This window comes from Micromonospora sp. NPDC048894 (genome assembly GCF_040649765.1).
GTDB lineage: Bacteria > Actinomycetota > Actinomycetes > Mycobacteriales > Micromonosporaceae > Micromonospora > Micromonospora antibiotica.
Genome location: NZ_JBEZFY010000013.1, coordinates 103,936 through 118,555 on the forward strand (window position 1 = coordinate 103,936; position 14,620 = coordinate 118,555).

12 protein-coding genes are annotated in these 14,620 nt (G+C 71.3%); 6 read left to right on the plus strand and 6 right to left on the minus strand.

Annotated features, from left to right (window positions below):
* Nucleotides 1–174: 174 nt before the first annotated feature.
* Both AB0C22_RS24860 and AB0C22_RS24865 read left to right on the plus strand, forming a co-directional pair.
* Nucleotides 175–636 (plus strand): hypothetical protein, encoded by a 462-nt coding sequence (locus AB0C22_RS24860; protein ID WP_357537299.1) that lies wholly within the window; start codon nucleotides 175–177, stop codon nucleotides 634–636.
* Entirely contained in the window at nucleotides 566–3,481 is a 2,916-nt protein-coding gene (locus AB0C22_RS24865; RefSeq protein WP_357537301.1) for a tetratricopeptide repeat protein, read from the plus strand. Before AB0C22_RS24860 ends, AB0C22_RS24865 begins: the two co-directional genes overlap by 71 nt.
* A 103-nt stretch (nucleotides 3,482–3,584) precedes the next feature.
* Here AB0C22_RS24865 and AB0C22_RS24870 read toward each other — a convergent pair whose 3' ends face one another.
* Nucleotides 3,585–4,172, minus strand: a complete 588-nt coding sequence (locus AB0C22_RS24870; protein ID WP_219460297.1) for an XRE family transcriptional regulator — start codon at nucleotides 4,170–4,172, stop codon at nucleotides 3,585–3,587.
* 80 nt (nucleotides 4,173–4,252) lie between these two features.
* Between AB0C22_RS24870 and AB0C22_RS24875 the strand changes: the two genes are divergently transcribed.
* From AB0C22_RS24875 to AB0C22_RS24890, 4 genes are all read left to right on the plus strand, one after another.
* Nucleotides 4,253–5,317, plus strand: coding sequence for an alpha/beta hydrolase (locus AB0C22_RS24875; RefSeq protein WP_219460294.1), 1,065 nt, complete (start codon nucleotides 4,253–4,255; stop codon nucleotides 5,315–5,317).
* Complete coding sequence (locus tag AB0C22_RS24880; protein WP_308290676.1) at nucleotides 5,314–5,952, plus strand: class I SAM-dependent methyltransferase; 639 nt, start codon at nucleotides 5,314–5,316, stop codon at nucleotides 5,950–5,952. The genes AB0C22_RS24875 and AB0C22_RS24880 overlap by 4 nt, the downstream gene beginning before the upstream one ends.
* 110 nt (nucleotides 5,953–6,062) lie before the next feature.
* Entirely contained in the window at nucleotides 6,063–6,263 is a 201-nt protein-coding gene (locus AB0C22_RS24885; RefSeq protein WP_255597981.1) for a DUF664 domain-containing protein, read from the plus strand.
* Nucleotides 6,264–6,447: 184 nt separating this feature from the next.
* Nucleotides 6,448–9,720 (plus strand): FG-GAP-like repeat-containing protein, encoded by a 3,273-nt coding sequence (locus AB0C22_RS24890; RefSeq protein WP_219460286.1) that lies wholly within the window; start codon nucleotides 6,448–6,450, stop codon nucleotides 9,718–9,720.
* 120 nt (nucleotides 9,721–9,840) lie between these two features.
* Here AB0C22_RS24890 and AB0C22_RS24895 read toward each other — a convergent pair whose 3' ends face one another.
* The 5 genes from AB0C22_RS24895 to AB0C22_RS24915 are packed head-to-tail and all read right to left on the minus strand — an operon-like array spanning nucleotide 9,841 to nucleotide 14,574.
* Nucleotides 9,841–10,599, minus strand: a complete 759-nt coding sequence (locus AB0C22_RS24895; protein WP_219460282.1) for a hypothetical protein — start codon at nucleotides 10,597–10,599, stop codon at nucleotides 9,841–9,843.
* A complete protein-coding gene (locus AB0C22_RS24900) occupies nucleotides 10,596–11,630 on the minus strand; it encodes a hypothetical protein (protein ID WP_219460278.1) in 1,035 nt (344 codons plus the stop codon). Before AB0C22_RS24900 ends, AB0C22_RS24895 begins: the two co-directional genes overlap by 4 nt.
* Nucleotides 11,627–13,345, minus strand: coding sequence for an AMP-binding protein (locus tag AB0C22_RS24905; protein ID WP_357537305.1), 1,719 nt, complete (start codon nucleotides 13,343–13,345; stop codon nucleotides 11,627–11,629). The genes AB0C22_RS24900 and AB0C22_RS24905 overlap by 4 nt, the downstream gene beginning before the upstream one ends.
* Before the next feature lie 7 nt (nucleotides 13,346–13,352).
* Nucleotides 13,353–13,595 (minus strand): phosphopantetheine-binding protein, encoded by a 243-nt coding sequence (locus AB0C22_RS24910; RefSeq protein ID WP_219460270.1) that lies wholly within the window; start codon nucleotides 13,593–13,595, stop codon nucleotides 13,353–13,355.
* Nucleotides 13,596–13,614: 19 nt separating this feature from the next.
* The gene (locus AB0C22_RS24915) at nucleotides 13,615–14,574 is read right to left on the minus strand and encodes a hypothetical protein (RefSeq protein ID WP_357537307.1); all 960 of its coding nucleotides are present in this window, start codon (nucleotides 14,572–14,574) and stop codon (nucleotides 13,615–13,617) included.
* Between the last annotated feature and the right edge of the window lie 46 nt (nucleotides 14,575–14,620).

A 14,620-nucleotide genomic window follows, 5' to 3' on the forward strand; every position in this document is an offset into this window, starting at 1 on the left:
GGCCGACACAGCGCGGGCCTGCCGCCCATCGGCCACGAAACCGCCTTCGAGGCGGGGCTCGCCCTCATCCTCCGCGGTCTCGTCGCCGAAGCGGCGACCACCGGCCGCCGGCCGAACGTCGCCCGCCGCCCCGGCTGTGTTCCACCAGTGGCGGTGACCCTAGACAATGCAACGATGACCCGTCGTAACACGAAGATCGCCGGGTGGGCGGCCGGCACACTCTGCTCGCTGGGCCTGGTCGGCCTCGGCGTGGCGTTCGTCCGGGTCGGCGTGACGGAGGCCGACAAGTGGGCCAGCACGCTGGGGATCTTCGCCACCGTGCTGGGGTTGGCGCTGACGGCCTACACCGCGGCGGCGACCCGCAGGGCCACGCCGCAGGCCGGGGCCGGGCCGGCCGGTCGGGTCGACAACACGATCCAGGGTGGCGAGTTCGCCCAGTCGGTCATCCAGGCCCGTGACCTGACGCTCGGGGTCCCACCCGCCCCGGCATCCCGGGCGGCCGCCGACGGTGCGGTGACCAACACGATCACGGCCGGCACGTACCGCGGCCCGGTCATCCAGGCCCGTGACGTCGTCCGGCAGCCAGCCGACCCGCCGGCTGCCGACGACGGTGCCGACCCGTCCCGGGCGGGGTGACGTGAAGGGCGACGGGTTCGGACGCCGGCTCTTCGGCCGGCGGACGGACGGAGCGACCTCGAACACGATCACGGGTGGGGTGTTCCTCAACGTGGTGATTCAGGGTCACACCATCAACGTGACCCTGCCGCCGCAGGTCACCCCCGCCGGGCTCCCCCGGGCCACGAAGTCCTTCACCGGTCGGGAAACCGAGGTCGAGCTGCTGCTCAGGGAGCTGGCTCCCGGCGGGAGCACCGGAGCGGGACCGGTCTCGGCGGTGGCCGGTCTGGCCGGGGTCGGCAAGACCGAGCTGGTCGTGCAGGCCGCCACCCGGGCCCGACGACAGCCGGGGTGGTTCCCGGGCGGAGTGCTGTTCGTGGACCTGTCCGGCTACGACCCGCAACGGAGCCTGTCGCCCGGCGCGGCGCTGCTCGGCCTGTTGCAGGCACTGGGGCTGCCCGGTGAGTACATCCCCGCGGGCGAGCAGGACCGCAGTGCGTTGTTCCGCAGCGTGCTGGCCGCCTATGCCGCACAGGACCGGCGGCTGCTGCTGGTGATCGACAATGCGGCCACCGCCGCCCAGGTGACCCCGCTGCTGCCGAGCGACGACAGCACCGCCACATTGATCACCTCCCGACACACCCTGGCGGTCGGGGCCCGACTGCACGACCTCGACGTGTTGGACGTCGAGACGTCCGTTCGGCTCCTGGTCGACCAGTTGGGACAGCTGCGCGGCCCGGCCGACAGCAGGGGGCACGACGAGCCGCAGGCCGCTGCCGAGATCGCTGAACTGTGCGCGGGCCTGCCCCTGGCGCTGCACATCGCCGCCGGTCTGCTGGCCGATCCCGGCACCCGTACGCTGGCCTCCCTCGCGGGGGCGTTGCGCGCCGCACACACCCGGCTGGACCGGCTGACCCGGGAGGACCGTGCGGTGCGCGCCGCGTTCGACCTCTCCTACCGGCAGCTGAACCCCACCCAGGCCCGCCTGTTCCGACTGCTGCCGGTCAACCCCGGCCCCGAGGTCGGCACGGAGGCCGCCGCATGCCTGGTCGACACCGATGCGCAGCGGGCCGAGACGCTGCTGGCGGACCTGGCCCGGGCCCACCTCGTCGCGGCCGGCCCCAGCTGGGGGCGGTGGCGGATGCACGACCTGGTCCGCCTCTACGCCGAGGAGCAGTCGGACTCGGCTGCCGGAGCCGATGCTCCGGATGCCGCCCGTGCCCGGCTGTTCACCTACTACGTCGCGACCACCGCCGCCGCCAGTGTCCAACTGGAGCCTCCGTCGGTCGCCGCCGCGCTCGCCGCGCGCTCCGTCCCGGCGGACGCCCTGGCCCGGATCGAGACCACCTACGCCGCGGCCGGGCAGATGCAGCCGCCCCCGGTCACGGTCACCTTTTCCACGCGGGCACAGGCGTTGGCCTGGTTGGAGATCGAACGGCCCAATCTGATTGCCGTCTGTACGACCGCGGCGACGCACGGGCACCGCACGGCCAGCATCGGACTGGCGTCGCTCCTGTACACGTTCCTGTCGTTCCGTCGGTATCTGTCGGAGCTGATCACGGTCACCGACAGCTTCCGTGCCCTCTGCCGGGAGGCCGGGGACCGGCACGGCGAAGGCATGGCGCTGAGCCACCTCGGCGCGGCCCTCAACGAGGCGGGCCGGTCCGACGAGGCCGTCACCGCCCACATCCGGGCGGTCGAGCTCATCGGGGAGACCGGTGACCGGCACGACGTCGGCGTGGCGCTGAACAATCTCGGCCTGGCACTGCGGGCGGTGGAGCGGTTCGACGAGGCGATCGCCGCCCACACCCGGGCGTTGGACATCTATCGTGAGATCGACGCCCGGCACAGCGAGGGCACGGCGTTGAACAATATCGGCCAGGCGCTGCGGGCGGTGGGGCGGTTCGACGAGGCGGTCATCGCCCACACCCGGGCCGCCGGGATCTGTCGCGAGACCGGGGATCGGCAGGGTGAGGCTCTCGCCCTGAACAACCTCGGCGCGGACCTACAGGGGATGCAGCAGCACGAGCGGGCCATCGCCGTGCACACCCGAGCCGCTGACCTCTTCAGCGAGCTCGACGACCGGCACCACGAAGCTGAGGCACGGCACCATCTGGGCTCGGCGCTGCGGGCGGTGCGGCGGTTCGACGAGGCGGTCGTCGCACACACCCGGGCCGTCGAGCTCTTCCGGGACAGCGGTGACCGGGACGACGAAGGCTTGGCGTTGACCGGCCTCGGCCTGACTCTGCGCAGAGGTGGACGGTGTGCCGAGGCGGCGGCCGCCCACACCCGGGCGGCGCAGGCGTACCGCGAGGCCGGCGACCGGCGCAGCGAGGGCATCGCGCTGAGCAACCTCGGTGTGGCCCTGCAGGACGCGGAACGGTTCGACGATGCCACCGAGGCCTACGAACAGGCAGTGGAGGCGTGTCGCGAGACTGGTGACCGGCCGGGCGAGGGTGTCGCCTCGTACAACCTCGGCAACAATCTGCGGGCGGCGGGGCGGTGCGGGGACGCGGCCGTCGCCCACTCCCGGGCCGCGGGCATCTTCCGGACGGTCGGCGACCGGTACCGCGAAGGCAAAGCGCTGCTCGGCCTCTGCCTGGCCCTGCTCGACACGGGGCCGGCCGACGAGGTTCGACGCCACTATGAACGGGCGGTCGAGGTGTTTGCCGGCGTCGACGAACACGAGAGCGTCGCGCTGGTGCAGCGGTGGCTCGGCAACCTTCACCCGGGAACGATCCCGCCGGGGATCTTCCCGCCGGAGTTCCATCAGGCGGCGTTCGTCGTTCTGATGGGGCTCATGTTCGCCGATGCCCGGTCGGGCAGGTCGCTGCGGGGCGGTCCCGGCGTGCCGGACGGCAGGTAGGCGGGGTAGCCGAGCTCCTGGGCGTTTCTGCGAAGGATGCCGTGGCTGGTCGCGCCACCCTCGGCCTGGCTCGGGTGAGGTGTCTGCTCCGGAGCCGGGTCGTTCAGGTGGGCGATGTCAGGGAGGGCGACAGGTGGGCGCGTTCGCCCTGGGCGCTGAAGAGGGTGAGCAGCTCTGCGGCCTGAGCGTCGGCGCTGCCGATTTGGTGCGGGATGCGGGTGTCGAACTCTGCGGCTTCGCCGGGGCCCAGCTGGTATTCCTGGTCACCGAGGACGAGCCTGACATGTCCGTTGAGTACGTAGAACCATTCGTACCCATCGTGGGTCTGCAGTGTCGTCGTAGCCGATCTGCCGGCCGGTGGATAGATCACCTTGTAGGCCTGGATGCCTCCGGGACGTCTGGTCAGCGGCACGACGGTGAAGCCGGACCGCCGTACCGGCCGCAGGTGGATGCGTGGATCGCCGGTGGGCGGGGCCGCGACCAGTTCGTCGAGCGGGACGCCGTGCGCCCGCGCCAGCGGCAGGAGTTGCTCCAGCGTCGGGCGCAGTTTCCCGTTCTCGAGACGCGACAGCGTGCTTGCGGTCAGGCCGGTCTCTGCCGCCAGGGCGGCCAGGGAGATGTTCCGGGCCTTGCGTAGTGCGTGCAGGCGCGGGCCGACGCCCGCGAGGACGTCGTGCGACGTGACGTTCATGGATTCATGATGCGGATCCGCAACGTTTCTCGCAAATAGGCAACGCTGCTGGTCATGCTGGTGGCGGAGGTAGGTAACCGATGCTCACATCAGCAGCAACTTCGACACCGGCAACACGGTGGTCGCGCACCGTCGCGGCCGCCACGGCCGCGCTCGTCCTGGCGACAGCGTGCACGACCACCGGCGGCAGGACGCAGAACACGACGGCACAGCAGGCGAGCGCCACCATCACGGCAGGTCACGATGCGGCCACCCGGGATGATGCCCCGTTCAACCGTCAATTCACCCACGAGACAGCCGACGTCGATGGCGTGACGATGCACTACGTCACCGGCGGCACCGGCGAGCCGCTCGTCCTCCTGCACGGCTGGCCCCAGTCGTGGTACTCGTGGCGCGAGATCATGCCGGCGCTCGCCGAGAAGTACACCGTGTATGCGCTTGATCTGCCGGGACTCGGCGACAGCGAGGGTGCGCCGTCCAGTTACGACAAGGCGACCCTGGCCCGCTACGTCCACCGGCTGCTCGTCGACAAGCTCGGGCTGAAGAAGATCAACCTGGCCGGCCACGATCTCGGTGCCGGAGTGGCGTTCCAGTACGCCACACAGTTCCCGGACGAGGTCGTCAAGTACGCCCACCTCGACTATCCGATGCCCGGCCCCGCCCTCAGCGCGAGCGCCTACCGGCAGGCGAGCTGGCACATGTCGTTCCACCACCAGGACGGGTTCCCCGAGTTGTTGGTCGACGACGACGTCCGTGACTACCTGTCTCTTTTCTACGGGTATGTTGCCTACGGTGGGGTCAGCTTCGGCGGGCCGGGCGCGAAGGCTCCCTTCACCGCACAACAGATTGACGAGTACGCCCGCACGTACCAGCGCCCGCAAGTCCTGACCGGCGGGTTTGAGCTCTACCGCACCCTGGACCAGGACGAACGGGACAACAAGGCCGCGAAGCCGATCACCATGCCGACGATGCTGCTGACGGCCGAAGGCACGCTCGACTTCACCCGCTCGACGGTCCGGCCCCTCATGCCCACCATCACCCGCGCCGTGGAGGTGCCCAGGGCCGGGCACTGGCTGATCCAGGAGAACCCGGAATTCGTCACCACCGAACTGGTGACGTTCTTCGCGAGGGGGGCGGACCGGTGACCGGTGCACTCGATGCCGAGTCGTTCTGGGAACAGCACCACCGCGCCCGGCGCGGCGGCTCCGCTGGGAACCCCAACCCGGTGCTGGAGGAGACAGCCGGGACACTGCCTCCCGGCGATGCCCTCGACCTGGGATGTGGCGCCGGCGGCGACACCATCTGGCTTGCCCGGCATGGCTGGCAGGTCACCGCTGTGGACATCTCAACCGCCGCCGTGGAACGGGTGTGGGCACGCGCCCGGCAACTCGGCGTCGACGGCCGGGTGACCGGCGAACAGCACGATCTGGCCCGGAGCTTCCCCGACGGGCAGTTCGACCTGATCTCCGCGCAGTATCTGCACACTCCCTTCGCGCTGGACCGCGGGCGAGTACTGCGTACCGCGGCGCACGCGCTGCGCCCCGGCGGTCATCTCCTGATCGTCGACCACGGCTCGACCGCGCCCTGGTCGTGGAACAGAGATCCCGACACGCATTACCCCTCACCCGGCGAGACCGCAGCCGAGCTGGCCCTCGACCCGGCCCGGTGGTCCGTCGTACGCGCCGACATGCCGCGCCGCCGGGCCACCGGACCGGAAGGCCGGAGCGCCACCGTCACCGACAACGTTCTGCTCATCCAACGACATGATCGGAGAAGCTGATGCCGCCGACCACCCGAACCAGGAAACGCAAGGACACCGGGCCCGGATGGACCGCCCCCGGGGAGAAGGACACTCTGGTCGGCTTCATCGACTACCTCCGCAATGCGATCATGGACAAGGTCGCCGGCGTACCGGAGCCCGAGTTCGAGACCTGGACCGAGCTGACCCAGCCGGCACGCCGGCCGCCCGGCCGTGGCGCCCTGCCGCCGTCGCAGCGATGGGTGCTGGTCCACATGATCGAGGAGATCGGACGCCACGCGGGGCACGCGGACATCATCCGCGAGAGGATCGACGGGTCCACCGGCCGCTGACAGCCACTGCGGCCAACTCTCAGCTCCCTCAGCCAGCCTGAAAGCGCCGATAATTAATGGCTGGGCGGTAAAATGCCCGTTAAATATCCTCGACAGTCGCTCGGAAACACAATTAATCCGGCCCGAGTGGACGTGCCACACAGCACAGTGGACTTCGATGTCGATCGAAATTATTCTCCGTGCCATGCTCCGTAGACATCGAAGGACATTCCTCTTCCTGGCAACAATTCTGATATCAGCACTGGTGGCCGGCCTGGCCGGGCCGGGCCGGGCGGGGGTGGGAGAACCGGCCAGAGCCGCGGCGAAGGCGGCTTTCCAGGCGAAACTGGCGACATTCGGGGCGCGGCTGGCCGATGCGGTGCCCGACACCATAACGGTCGAGATCCCGTTGGATGCCGAGGTCGACCGCGCCGTGTTGGCGGCCAGGGTCAACGAACTCAACAACCGCAATCCGCTGTTCAGCGACACGATCCGGGAGGAGATCGAGCGTTACCAGCCGGATCTACCGCCGGGAGGTGGGGCTCTACACTGGGTCGATGTCGACGGTCAGGTCACGCTGACAAGCACCAGCCTGGTGTTCACCCTGGAGGCGGACGACGACCATCCCGATCTGACCTGGTATCAGGACCTGATTCTGGCCGCGATCGGGTGGGGCCTGCAGTGGGCCCTGACGGCGATCTGCGGGCTCATTGTTCCGGCCTTCGTGCTGACCTGCGGGGCGGTGGGAGGGTTCCTCGCCGGGTTCACCACCTGGATCATCAAGGCCCACTGGGAGAACCGGCTGGACGACTGGCACCAGTATCTCTACGCGTTCGCCGCCGGCCTGGCCGGGGCCGCCGCCGGCACGTTCCAGGCGTTCTGGGAGTCCCGATTCGGTGATTGGATCAGGTCCGGCGAGGGGCGAGAGTGGGTCTTGAAGCAAATGAAGGCGATCGCGGCGAAGTGGAGGAACTCGTGGTGGCCCGCCCTCGCCGACACCATCTCCGCGACCGCCGACTGGGTGGCAGCCCGTTGGGGCGACATATGGGCGGCGGTACAGCGGCCTCCGGCACCCACGCCGCCACCGCCACCGCTGTCGCTGCGCGTCATGCCATTGGGTGACTCGATCACGCAGGGTGTCGGCGGAAGCCCGGCCGGGACCGGCTACCGGGCCCGGCTGTGGGACCTGCTGTCGGACCAGCCGGGCGCACTGGACTTCGTCGGCTCGGTGGACACCGGTGAGCTGCCGGACACCAACCACGAAGGTCACCCAGGCTGGAAGATCAACCAGATCAACAGCCTGGTGCGTGACTGCCCGGTGGCCCGCTACCGCCCCAACGTGGTCACCCTGCACATCGGGACGAACGACCTGCGCAGCGCCGTCGACATCCCGGCCACCGTGGGGCAGCTGCGCACGTTGATCAACACCACTCTCCGGCGTGGCCCGGAGTCCACCGTCTTCGTGGCCACCCTGGTGCCGTCGCTGTCGCCGGACATCAACGCGCGGGTGCAGCAGTACAACGCGCAGGTGGTGAGCCTGGTCGGCGAACTGCGCGCCGTCGGACGGCCGGTGCGGCTGGTCAGCATGAGCGCGGTGACTGCCGCCGACATGACCGACGGGCTGCACCCGAACAACACCGGGTACCGCAAGATGGCCGACGCCTTCGACGGCGCGATCGACAGCGCGCTGACCGAAGGACTGATCCGGCCGCCGCGTACGGGCGATCCCGGGGCGTGTGGTGTGCCGCCCAGCACGACCCCGCCGCCGACCGGTCCTCGACCGGAGGGCTGGAACTACGTCGGCGAGGTCGCCGCCGGGGCCGGCCCGCGTGAGCAGGTCCGGTTCGCCGACCTCAACGGCGACGGCCGCGACGACTACCTGCTCGTCGGCGACCAGGGCCAGGTCAGGGCCTGGCTCAACGCCGGTGTCGGCAACGGCGTCAGCTGGCAGAGCCGGGGGCAGGTCGCCTCCGGATCCGGGCCCCGCGAGCAGATCCGGTTCGCCGACCTCAACGGCGACGGCCGCGACGACTACCTGGTGGTCGGCGACCAGGGTCAGGTCAAGGCGTGGTTCAACGTCGGCGTCGGCGACGGGGTGGCCTGGGCCGCCCAGGGTGAGATCGCCTCGGGCGTGGGTGCGACCCGCGACCAGATCCGGTTCGCCGACATCGACGTCGACGGCCGCGACGACTACCTGGTCGTGGACAGCGTGGGTCGGGTCAGGGCCTGGCAGAACAACATCGGTGGTGCCGGCTCCCCGTGGGGTGGGCTCGGTGAGATCGCCTCGGGCGTCGGCGCCAACGGCAACCAGGTCCGCTTCGCCGACCTCAACGGTGATGGCCGGGACGACTACCTGGTGGTCGACGAGCAGGCCGGGATCCGCGCCTGGCTCAACAACATCGGCACCGGCGGTCGACCGTGGGGCTACGAGGGCACCGTCGCCGGTGGGGCCGGCGTAACCAGTGCCGAGTTGGACCTGGCCGATCTGAACGGCGACGGCCGCGACGACTACCTCAAGGTCGGCGCGAGCGGCCAGGTCACCGCCTGGCTCAACGACCGGTACGGCCGCCCGGACCCGTGGGCCTGGCAGGGGCTGATCGCCAGCAGCGGCGCTCCACGTCAGCAGGTGCGGTGGGCGGACCTGAACGGCGACGGCCGCGACGACTACCTCGTGGTCGGCGGCCAGGGGCAGGTCAGCGCCTGGTTCAACGTCCGGGACAGCGGTGGTGTCGGCTGGGACTGGCGGGGCGAGGTGGCCTCCGGTTCGGGTCCGCGTGAGCAGATCCGGTTCGCCGACCTCAACGGCGACGGCCGCGACGACTACCTGGTGGTCGGCGACCAGGGCCAGGTCAAGGCCTGGCTCAACGCCGGCACCGGCAATGCGGTCGCCTGGTCGTCGATCGGGCAGGTGGCTGCCGGCTCCGGCCCGCGCGACCAGATCCGGTTCGCCGATGTGAACGGCGACAACCGGGACGACTACCTGGTGGTCGGCGACCAGGGCCAGGTCAAGGCCTGGCTCAACGCCGGCACCGGCAACACCGTCAGTTGGGCGTCCCAGGGCGAGGTCACCTCGGGCTTCGGTGCGGCCGGGGCAACGGTCACCTTCGCCGACCTCAACGGCGACCGCCGGGACGACTACCTGGTGCTGGGTGAGTACGGCCAGGTCCGGGCGTGGATCAACAACCGGGGCGGGCCGGGCAGCGCCTGGCTCTCCCGGGGCGAGATCGCCTCGGGCGTGGGGTACCCGCGGAGCCAGGTCGAGCTGGCGGAGATCAACGGCGACCGCCGTGCCGACTACCTGGTCCTGGACGACCAGGGCGGAGTACGGGCCTGGTTCAACAACGAGGCTGCCGGTGGCCCGGCGCCGGGTAACCCCCCGGTGATGCCGGGCGACCCGACCCCCGCTCCCCCCAACGACAACGGATCCCGGCAGACCAACGTCCTGCCGCTCTGCGTCGCGAACCGGTGCCCGCACTGACGGGCTGACCCGTCGGGGAGGCGCGGCAACCTCCGCGCCTCCCCGACCAGCCGGCCCGCCTCCGCAGGATCGCGTCGCCTTCGGCGTGATCCTGTCCGGCCCGCCACGGCTCCGGGTCGGTCACGGCTCGATGCTGGTGTACTCACAGACCGCCGCCGGAAAACCGCCCGGGCCGAAGCGCAGCTCGACGACATGCCCGCGTTCGGTCCTGGTGACCGCTGGTGTGATCGACTGACCGGCCCGCGCCGGTCGCAGGTACCAGCACCGGCTGGTGTCGGTACGGCCGGGCGGCACCCCCGCGTCGGCCAGCGCGTTCTCGCCGCGCTCCAGGTAGCACGCGAAGAAGACGTGGTCGTTCAGATCCGTCTCGCGGTCGCTGAAGGTGAAGCCCGCCGTCTCGGCTCCGCCGCTGCGGGGTCGTCGCGGCGACTCCGGCAGCAGCGGCGAGTCGCCGCCGAAGCCCGGGGGTGCCTCGGTGCGCGGTGTGGGTCGTGCGCTGGTGCCGCTGTCCAGCCAGGTCCACCTGCTGGTCCACACCGCTACCACGGTGCCGTCGGCGGCGCGCAGGGTCAGCTCGTCGTGCCCGCCGTACCAGCCACGCCGGTCAGGACCGAGGGTGACGGCCAGTTCGGCGTCGAGCGGCGCTCCGGGGAGCACCCGCACCGGCGGGGTGTACGCCTCCACGTACCGCACCACGGCACGGACCCGGTGCCGTTCGAAGTAGGACCAGCGGTCGAGGCCGGCCATCTCCTGCCACCAGCCGGCGGAGACCTCGTCGAGGAGGTGCACCAGCTGGGTCGGTTTCAGGGTGCCCCGCTGGGTGATGGCCGGATAGCGCGCCTCGGTGCCCGCGCGGTACACCCTGGACCCGACGGTCACGGCAGCTGCCCCTGCGGTCGGCCGGGCCGCCGCGGTTTGATGGTGGTGCTCACCGCGACCGGACGGGTCCGGCCCCCGCAGTGGTGTACCGCCATCGGGCCCTCCGCCCGGCAGGCGCAGGGCAACACCCGGTTGAGGCTGGAGCCGATGCAGAAATCCTCGTAGGCGGTCCGGTCGCCGGGAAGCAGGCGGGCCAGCAGCGCCATCACCGGGTCCACCGCCTTGATCCGGCCGTCGTCGTCGCGCACCTCCAGCCAGGCGTGGTCGAGGTCCATCATCCCGATCAGCCAACCCCGCCGGGCGTACGCCTCGTAGCCCATGGCCCGGCACTCCCGTTCGAGATACAGGCTGGCGGAGACGCAGTTGACCACCCCGTTGGCGAGCGTGTCGTCCGGGTCGACCTGCCAACTGGACGGCAGCATCTGGAAACGCGGCCCGCCATGGCGGATACCGGCGAAGAGCCGGGCCAACCGGGGGGAGACGATCCGGTCCGCCCGGCCGGCGGTGACCAGGTCCAGTTCGACGGCGACCAGGTCGGGCACGGCCGGGAGCCGTACCTCGTCGTCGGTCAGGGTCACGGGCCCGGCGGCGCTGGTCCAGCCGGAGGCCGTGCCACCGCTACGCTCCGGCACCGGTCGGTGCAGCAGCCAGCCGGGGCCCGTGCCGCATCCGCCGTCCGGACACCTCATCGTCGCGGTCATCCGCCAGGACCTCGGTTCCGTCCAGGTGGCGGCGGGCTTCAGGGAGAACCGGAACGCGAACTCCCAGCCGATCTCCGGGAGGCTGTTCCCGGTGCCCGAGTAGAGGCCCAGATTGATGAGGTCGTAGTGGCAGAATCGCCGTTCGTCGCCCGCGCCGGTGACCGGTAGCCCGGCTTCGACCAGCAGCTCCAGCGTCTCGGCGGAGCAACGCAGCAGCCCCAGCGCGCCCGCCTGGTCGACGGTGACCTCGCGGTGGGCCGGCGGGACGAGGGTGATGCGGCGCAGCGCGGCGAGCCACCTGTCGGTCTCCGCCACGGTGACCGCGCTCACCGCGGCCACGCCCCGGGGTCGGCGGAGTCGTAGAGCACCTCGCCGGGAAGGGAGCCGTCCGTGGCGGCCCGGAACATGGGCCGCCGTCGTGGTTTACCGCTGGTGGTACGCGCCACCGCGGGCGCGGGCACGCTGAGCACCCGGACCCGTACGCCGGGGCCGCCCTCCCGGCCGAGTATCCGCGCGACCTCCGCGGCCCACGGACCTGGCCGCTGCCGGATCAGCGCATGCAGTACGGGTGTGTGGCCGGCGGAACCGGCCAGGACCACGACGCGTTCCGGGGAGAGGCCGTCGACGCCGGCGAGGCGGGCCTCCAGGTCCTCCGCGTAGAGGTTGCGTCCGCGTACCTTGAGGCTGTCGCCGGCCCGGCCGAGGACGAACAGTTGGCCGTCGTGGAGGAAGCCGTGGTCGCCGGTGCGCAGCCGGCCGCTGACGAAGGCGGCGTCAGTGGCATCGGCCCCGTGGTATCCGGCGGCCATCGACCGGCCGGTCAGTGCGATCTCCCCGACGACGGCGGGCGGCAGCGGTCGGCCCTCGTCGTCGACGATGGTCACCGCGACACCGTCGCGGGCATCGCCGCAGCCGATCAGCCAGTCGTCGTCGGCCGACGGGTCGGTCCCGACCTCCTCGACGGCGGTCACCTCGACCGGCTCGCCGGGGCTCAGCTCGCCGGCGACCCGGAGCGCCACCGGTGGTGGCGCCAGGTGCAGGCCGGTCGCGACGAGGGTGTTCTCGGCCAGCCCGTACGCGGGTAGGAAGGCCCGGGTGCGGAACCCGTGCGGGCCGAGCAGCGCCGCGAACGACTCCAGGGTGCGTCGGCTGACCCGTTCGGCTCCGACGATCGCGGCCCGCCAGTGACTGAAGTCCATTCCGGCCAGGTCGTCGGGGCCGATCCGCCGGGCGGCGTAGGCGTAGCCGAAGGTGGGTGCGGCGGTCAGCGTCGCCCCCCACTCGCCGAAGCAGGACAGCCAGCGTCGGGGCGAACGGATGAACTGGTCCGGTCGCATGGCCAGGATGTCGCTCTGATTGAGCACCGGGGCCAACGTGCAGCCGATCAGCCCCATGTCGTGGTAGGTCGGCAGCCAGGTGGCGGTCACGTCCGCAGCGCCCATGTCGAGCCAGCGGCGGATCGCGGTGATGTTGGCCAGGAGGTTGTCGGCGCGGATCGCCACCGCCCGGGGGTGGCCGGACGATCCGGAGGTGAACTGGACCAGTGCCACCTCGTCCCCGGCCGGTGGCGTCGGGTCGTCGACGGCAGGCGTGGCGGGACGGCCCGGCCGCACGTCGCCCGGCTGGTCGGGACCCGCGACGGTCAGCACGGTCACCGCCAGTCCGGCGGCGGCTGCGGCGCTGCGGGCGGTCCCGGCCAGGTGCGGGTCGACGAGCACGGTGTGGGTGCCGGCGACCCGCATCAGGTGGGTCAGTTGCTCCGGGTACGCCGCACCCGCGCCGAGGCCGGCGGGCGGTGGCATCGGGTTGACCACACCACCGGCTGCCAGCACCCCGAAGAAGCCGGCCAGGAACGTCTCCGGTGACACCAGCAGGAGCGAGACCACCTCACCCCGGCGCAGTCCCGTGTCGCGCAGCAGTCCGGCCACGGTCAGTGCGGCGGCGGCGAGCGAGGGGAAGTCGTGCCGGGCCCAACCGGCGTCGTCGGTGGCCACCCGCAGCCCGTGGCCGGTGCGCGGCTCGGTGAGCCAGCCGGTCAGGCTCATGGTGTCGTCATCCGGTCGCCTGGCTGACCAGCGCCACCACGTCGGCGACCGTGACGACGTCCATCGCCTCGTCGTCGGAGATCGGTGCCAGGTCGAACCTTCTCTCCAACGCGACCGCCAGTTCGATCAGTGCGAGCGAGTCGAAGTGCAGGTCGTCGACGAGCCGCTGGCCGTCGGTGACGTCCCCGGCCGGGTGGGGTGCCATGCTGGCCACCAGTTGGCGGACCGTCACCTCGACGGGCTCTGCCATCGGACTTTCTCCTTTTTCCTCAGCTCAGGCTCCGGATCGGATGTGGCACGCCGTGACGGTTCTCGTAGTCGGCGACGGCCCGCTCCTCGGCGGCATGCCACACCTCGGTGACCTGTGCGTCGACGTCGTCGAGACCGGCGGCGCGCACGCGGCGCAGCAGCGCGTCCCGGGCGGTGTCCCACTGGTCACGCAGTTGCCGGCCCCGGGCCCGCACCACCATCGGCAGCGCCGACGGGTTGCGCCGCTCCGGTCCGACCAGCACGTGGACCACGTACGGGACGGCGTCGAGGACCTGGTCGCCGACGAGCCGGCGGCGGCCGTCGACCACCCCGTGGCGCATCGCCCAGACGCCGAAACCGACGTGCCGGGACTCGTCGCGGATCACGTTGCGCAGTCCCTCGGCCAGCACGGGCAACTGCCCGCAACGGCGGACCGCTTCGGCCACCGAGCGGAGCACGACCAACGCGAGGGCCCCCTCGGCCACCACGTGGTAAGTGGTCACCGCGGCGTACCAGGCGTCGAGGTCGTCCGGGTCGCGGCGTACCCGTTCGGTCTGTTCCAGCAGGTACGCGTCGAACAGCTCCACGGTGGCGGCGGAGGCGTCCGCCCGGCACCGTCGCGCGTACGCGTGGGTTGGCTCGGTGGATCCCTCCACCGCCTGGAGGTAGCCGAGGAAGAAAATGCTGTGCCGGCTCTCGTCCACGAGCTGGCTGGAGAGGTAGAACTGGGCGGCCTGGGTGGGGGCCGCGTACACCAGGGGGGTCAGTAGTCGGGCGACGGCGACCTCACCGACGGCGAGTTCGACGAGAGCGGCCCTGAGTTCCTGGTGGAGGAAGGGCCGCAGCGCCTGCCACGCCGGTCGGTCGGCGGCCATCGCCAGGTCCTGGGTGGACCAGTTCTGCCGCTCCCAGCGCAGGTACAGGCTCTCGGGAGTGGTCTCCCGGTCGTCGATGAGCTGTTCGTCGAGAACGGCCGTCACCGTGGGACTCCTTTCCCGTGGCCGCCCTGCGTCACGGGGCCGCACC

Bases quoted from the DNA above. Each gene is read 5' to 3' on its own strand.
- AB0C22_RS24885 (WP_255597981.1), top strand. From the start codon at position 6,063: ATGGACAAGGTCGCCGGCGTACCGGAGCCCGAGTTCGAGACCTGGACC.
- AB0C22_RS24875 (WP_219460294.1), top strand. From the start codon at position 4,253: ATGCTCACATCAGCAGCAACTTCGACACCGGCAACACGGTGGTCGCGC.
- AB0C22_RS24870 (WP_219460297.1), bottom strand. From the start codon at position 4,172: ATGAACGTCACGTCGCACGACGTCCTCGCGGGCGTCGGCCCGCGCCTG.
- AB0C22_RS24860 (WP_357537299.1), top strand. From the start codon at position 175: ATGACCCGTCGTAACACGAAGATCGCCGGGTGGGCGGCCGGCACACTC.
- AB0C22_RS24890 (WP_219460286.1), top strand. From the start codon at position 6,448: ATGCTCCGTAGACATCGAAGGACATTCCTCTTCCTGGCAACAATTCTG.
- AB0C22_RS24905 (WP_357537305.1), bottom strand. From the start codon at position 13,345: ATGAGCCTGACCGGCTGGCTCACCGAGCCGCGCACCGGCCACGGGCTG.
- AB0C22_RS24910 (WP_219460270.1), bottom strand. From the start codon at position 13,595: ATGGCAGAGCCCGTCGAGGTGACGGTCCGCCAACTGGTGGCCAGCATG.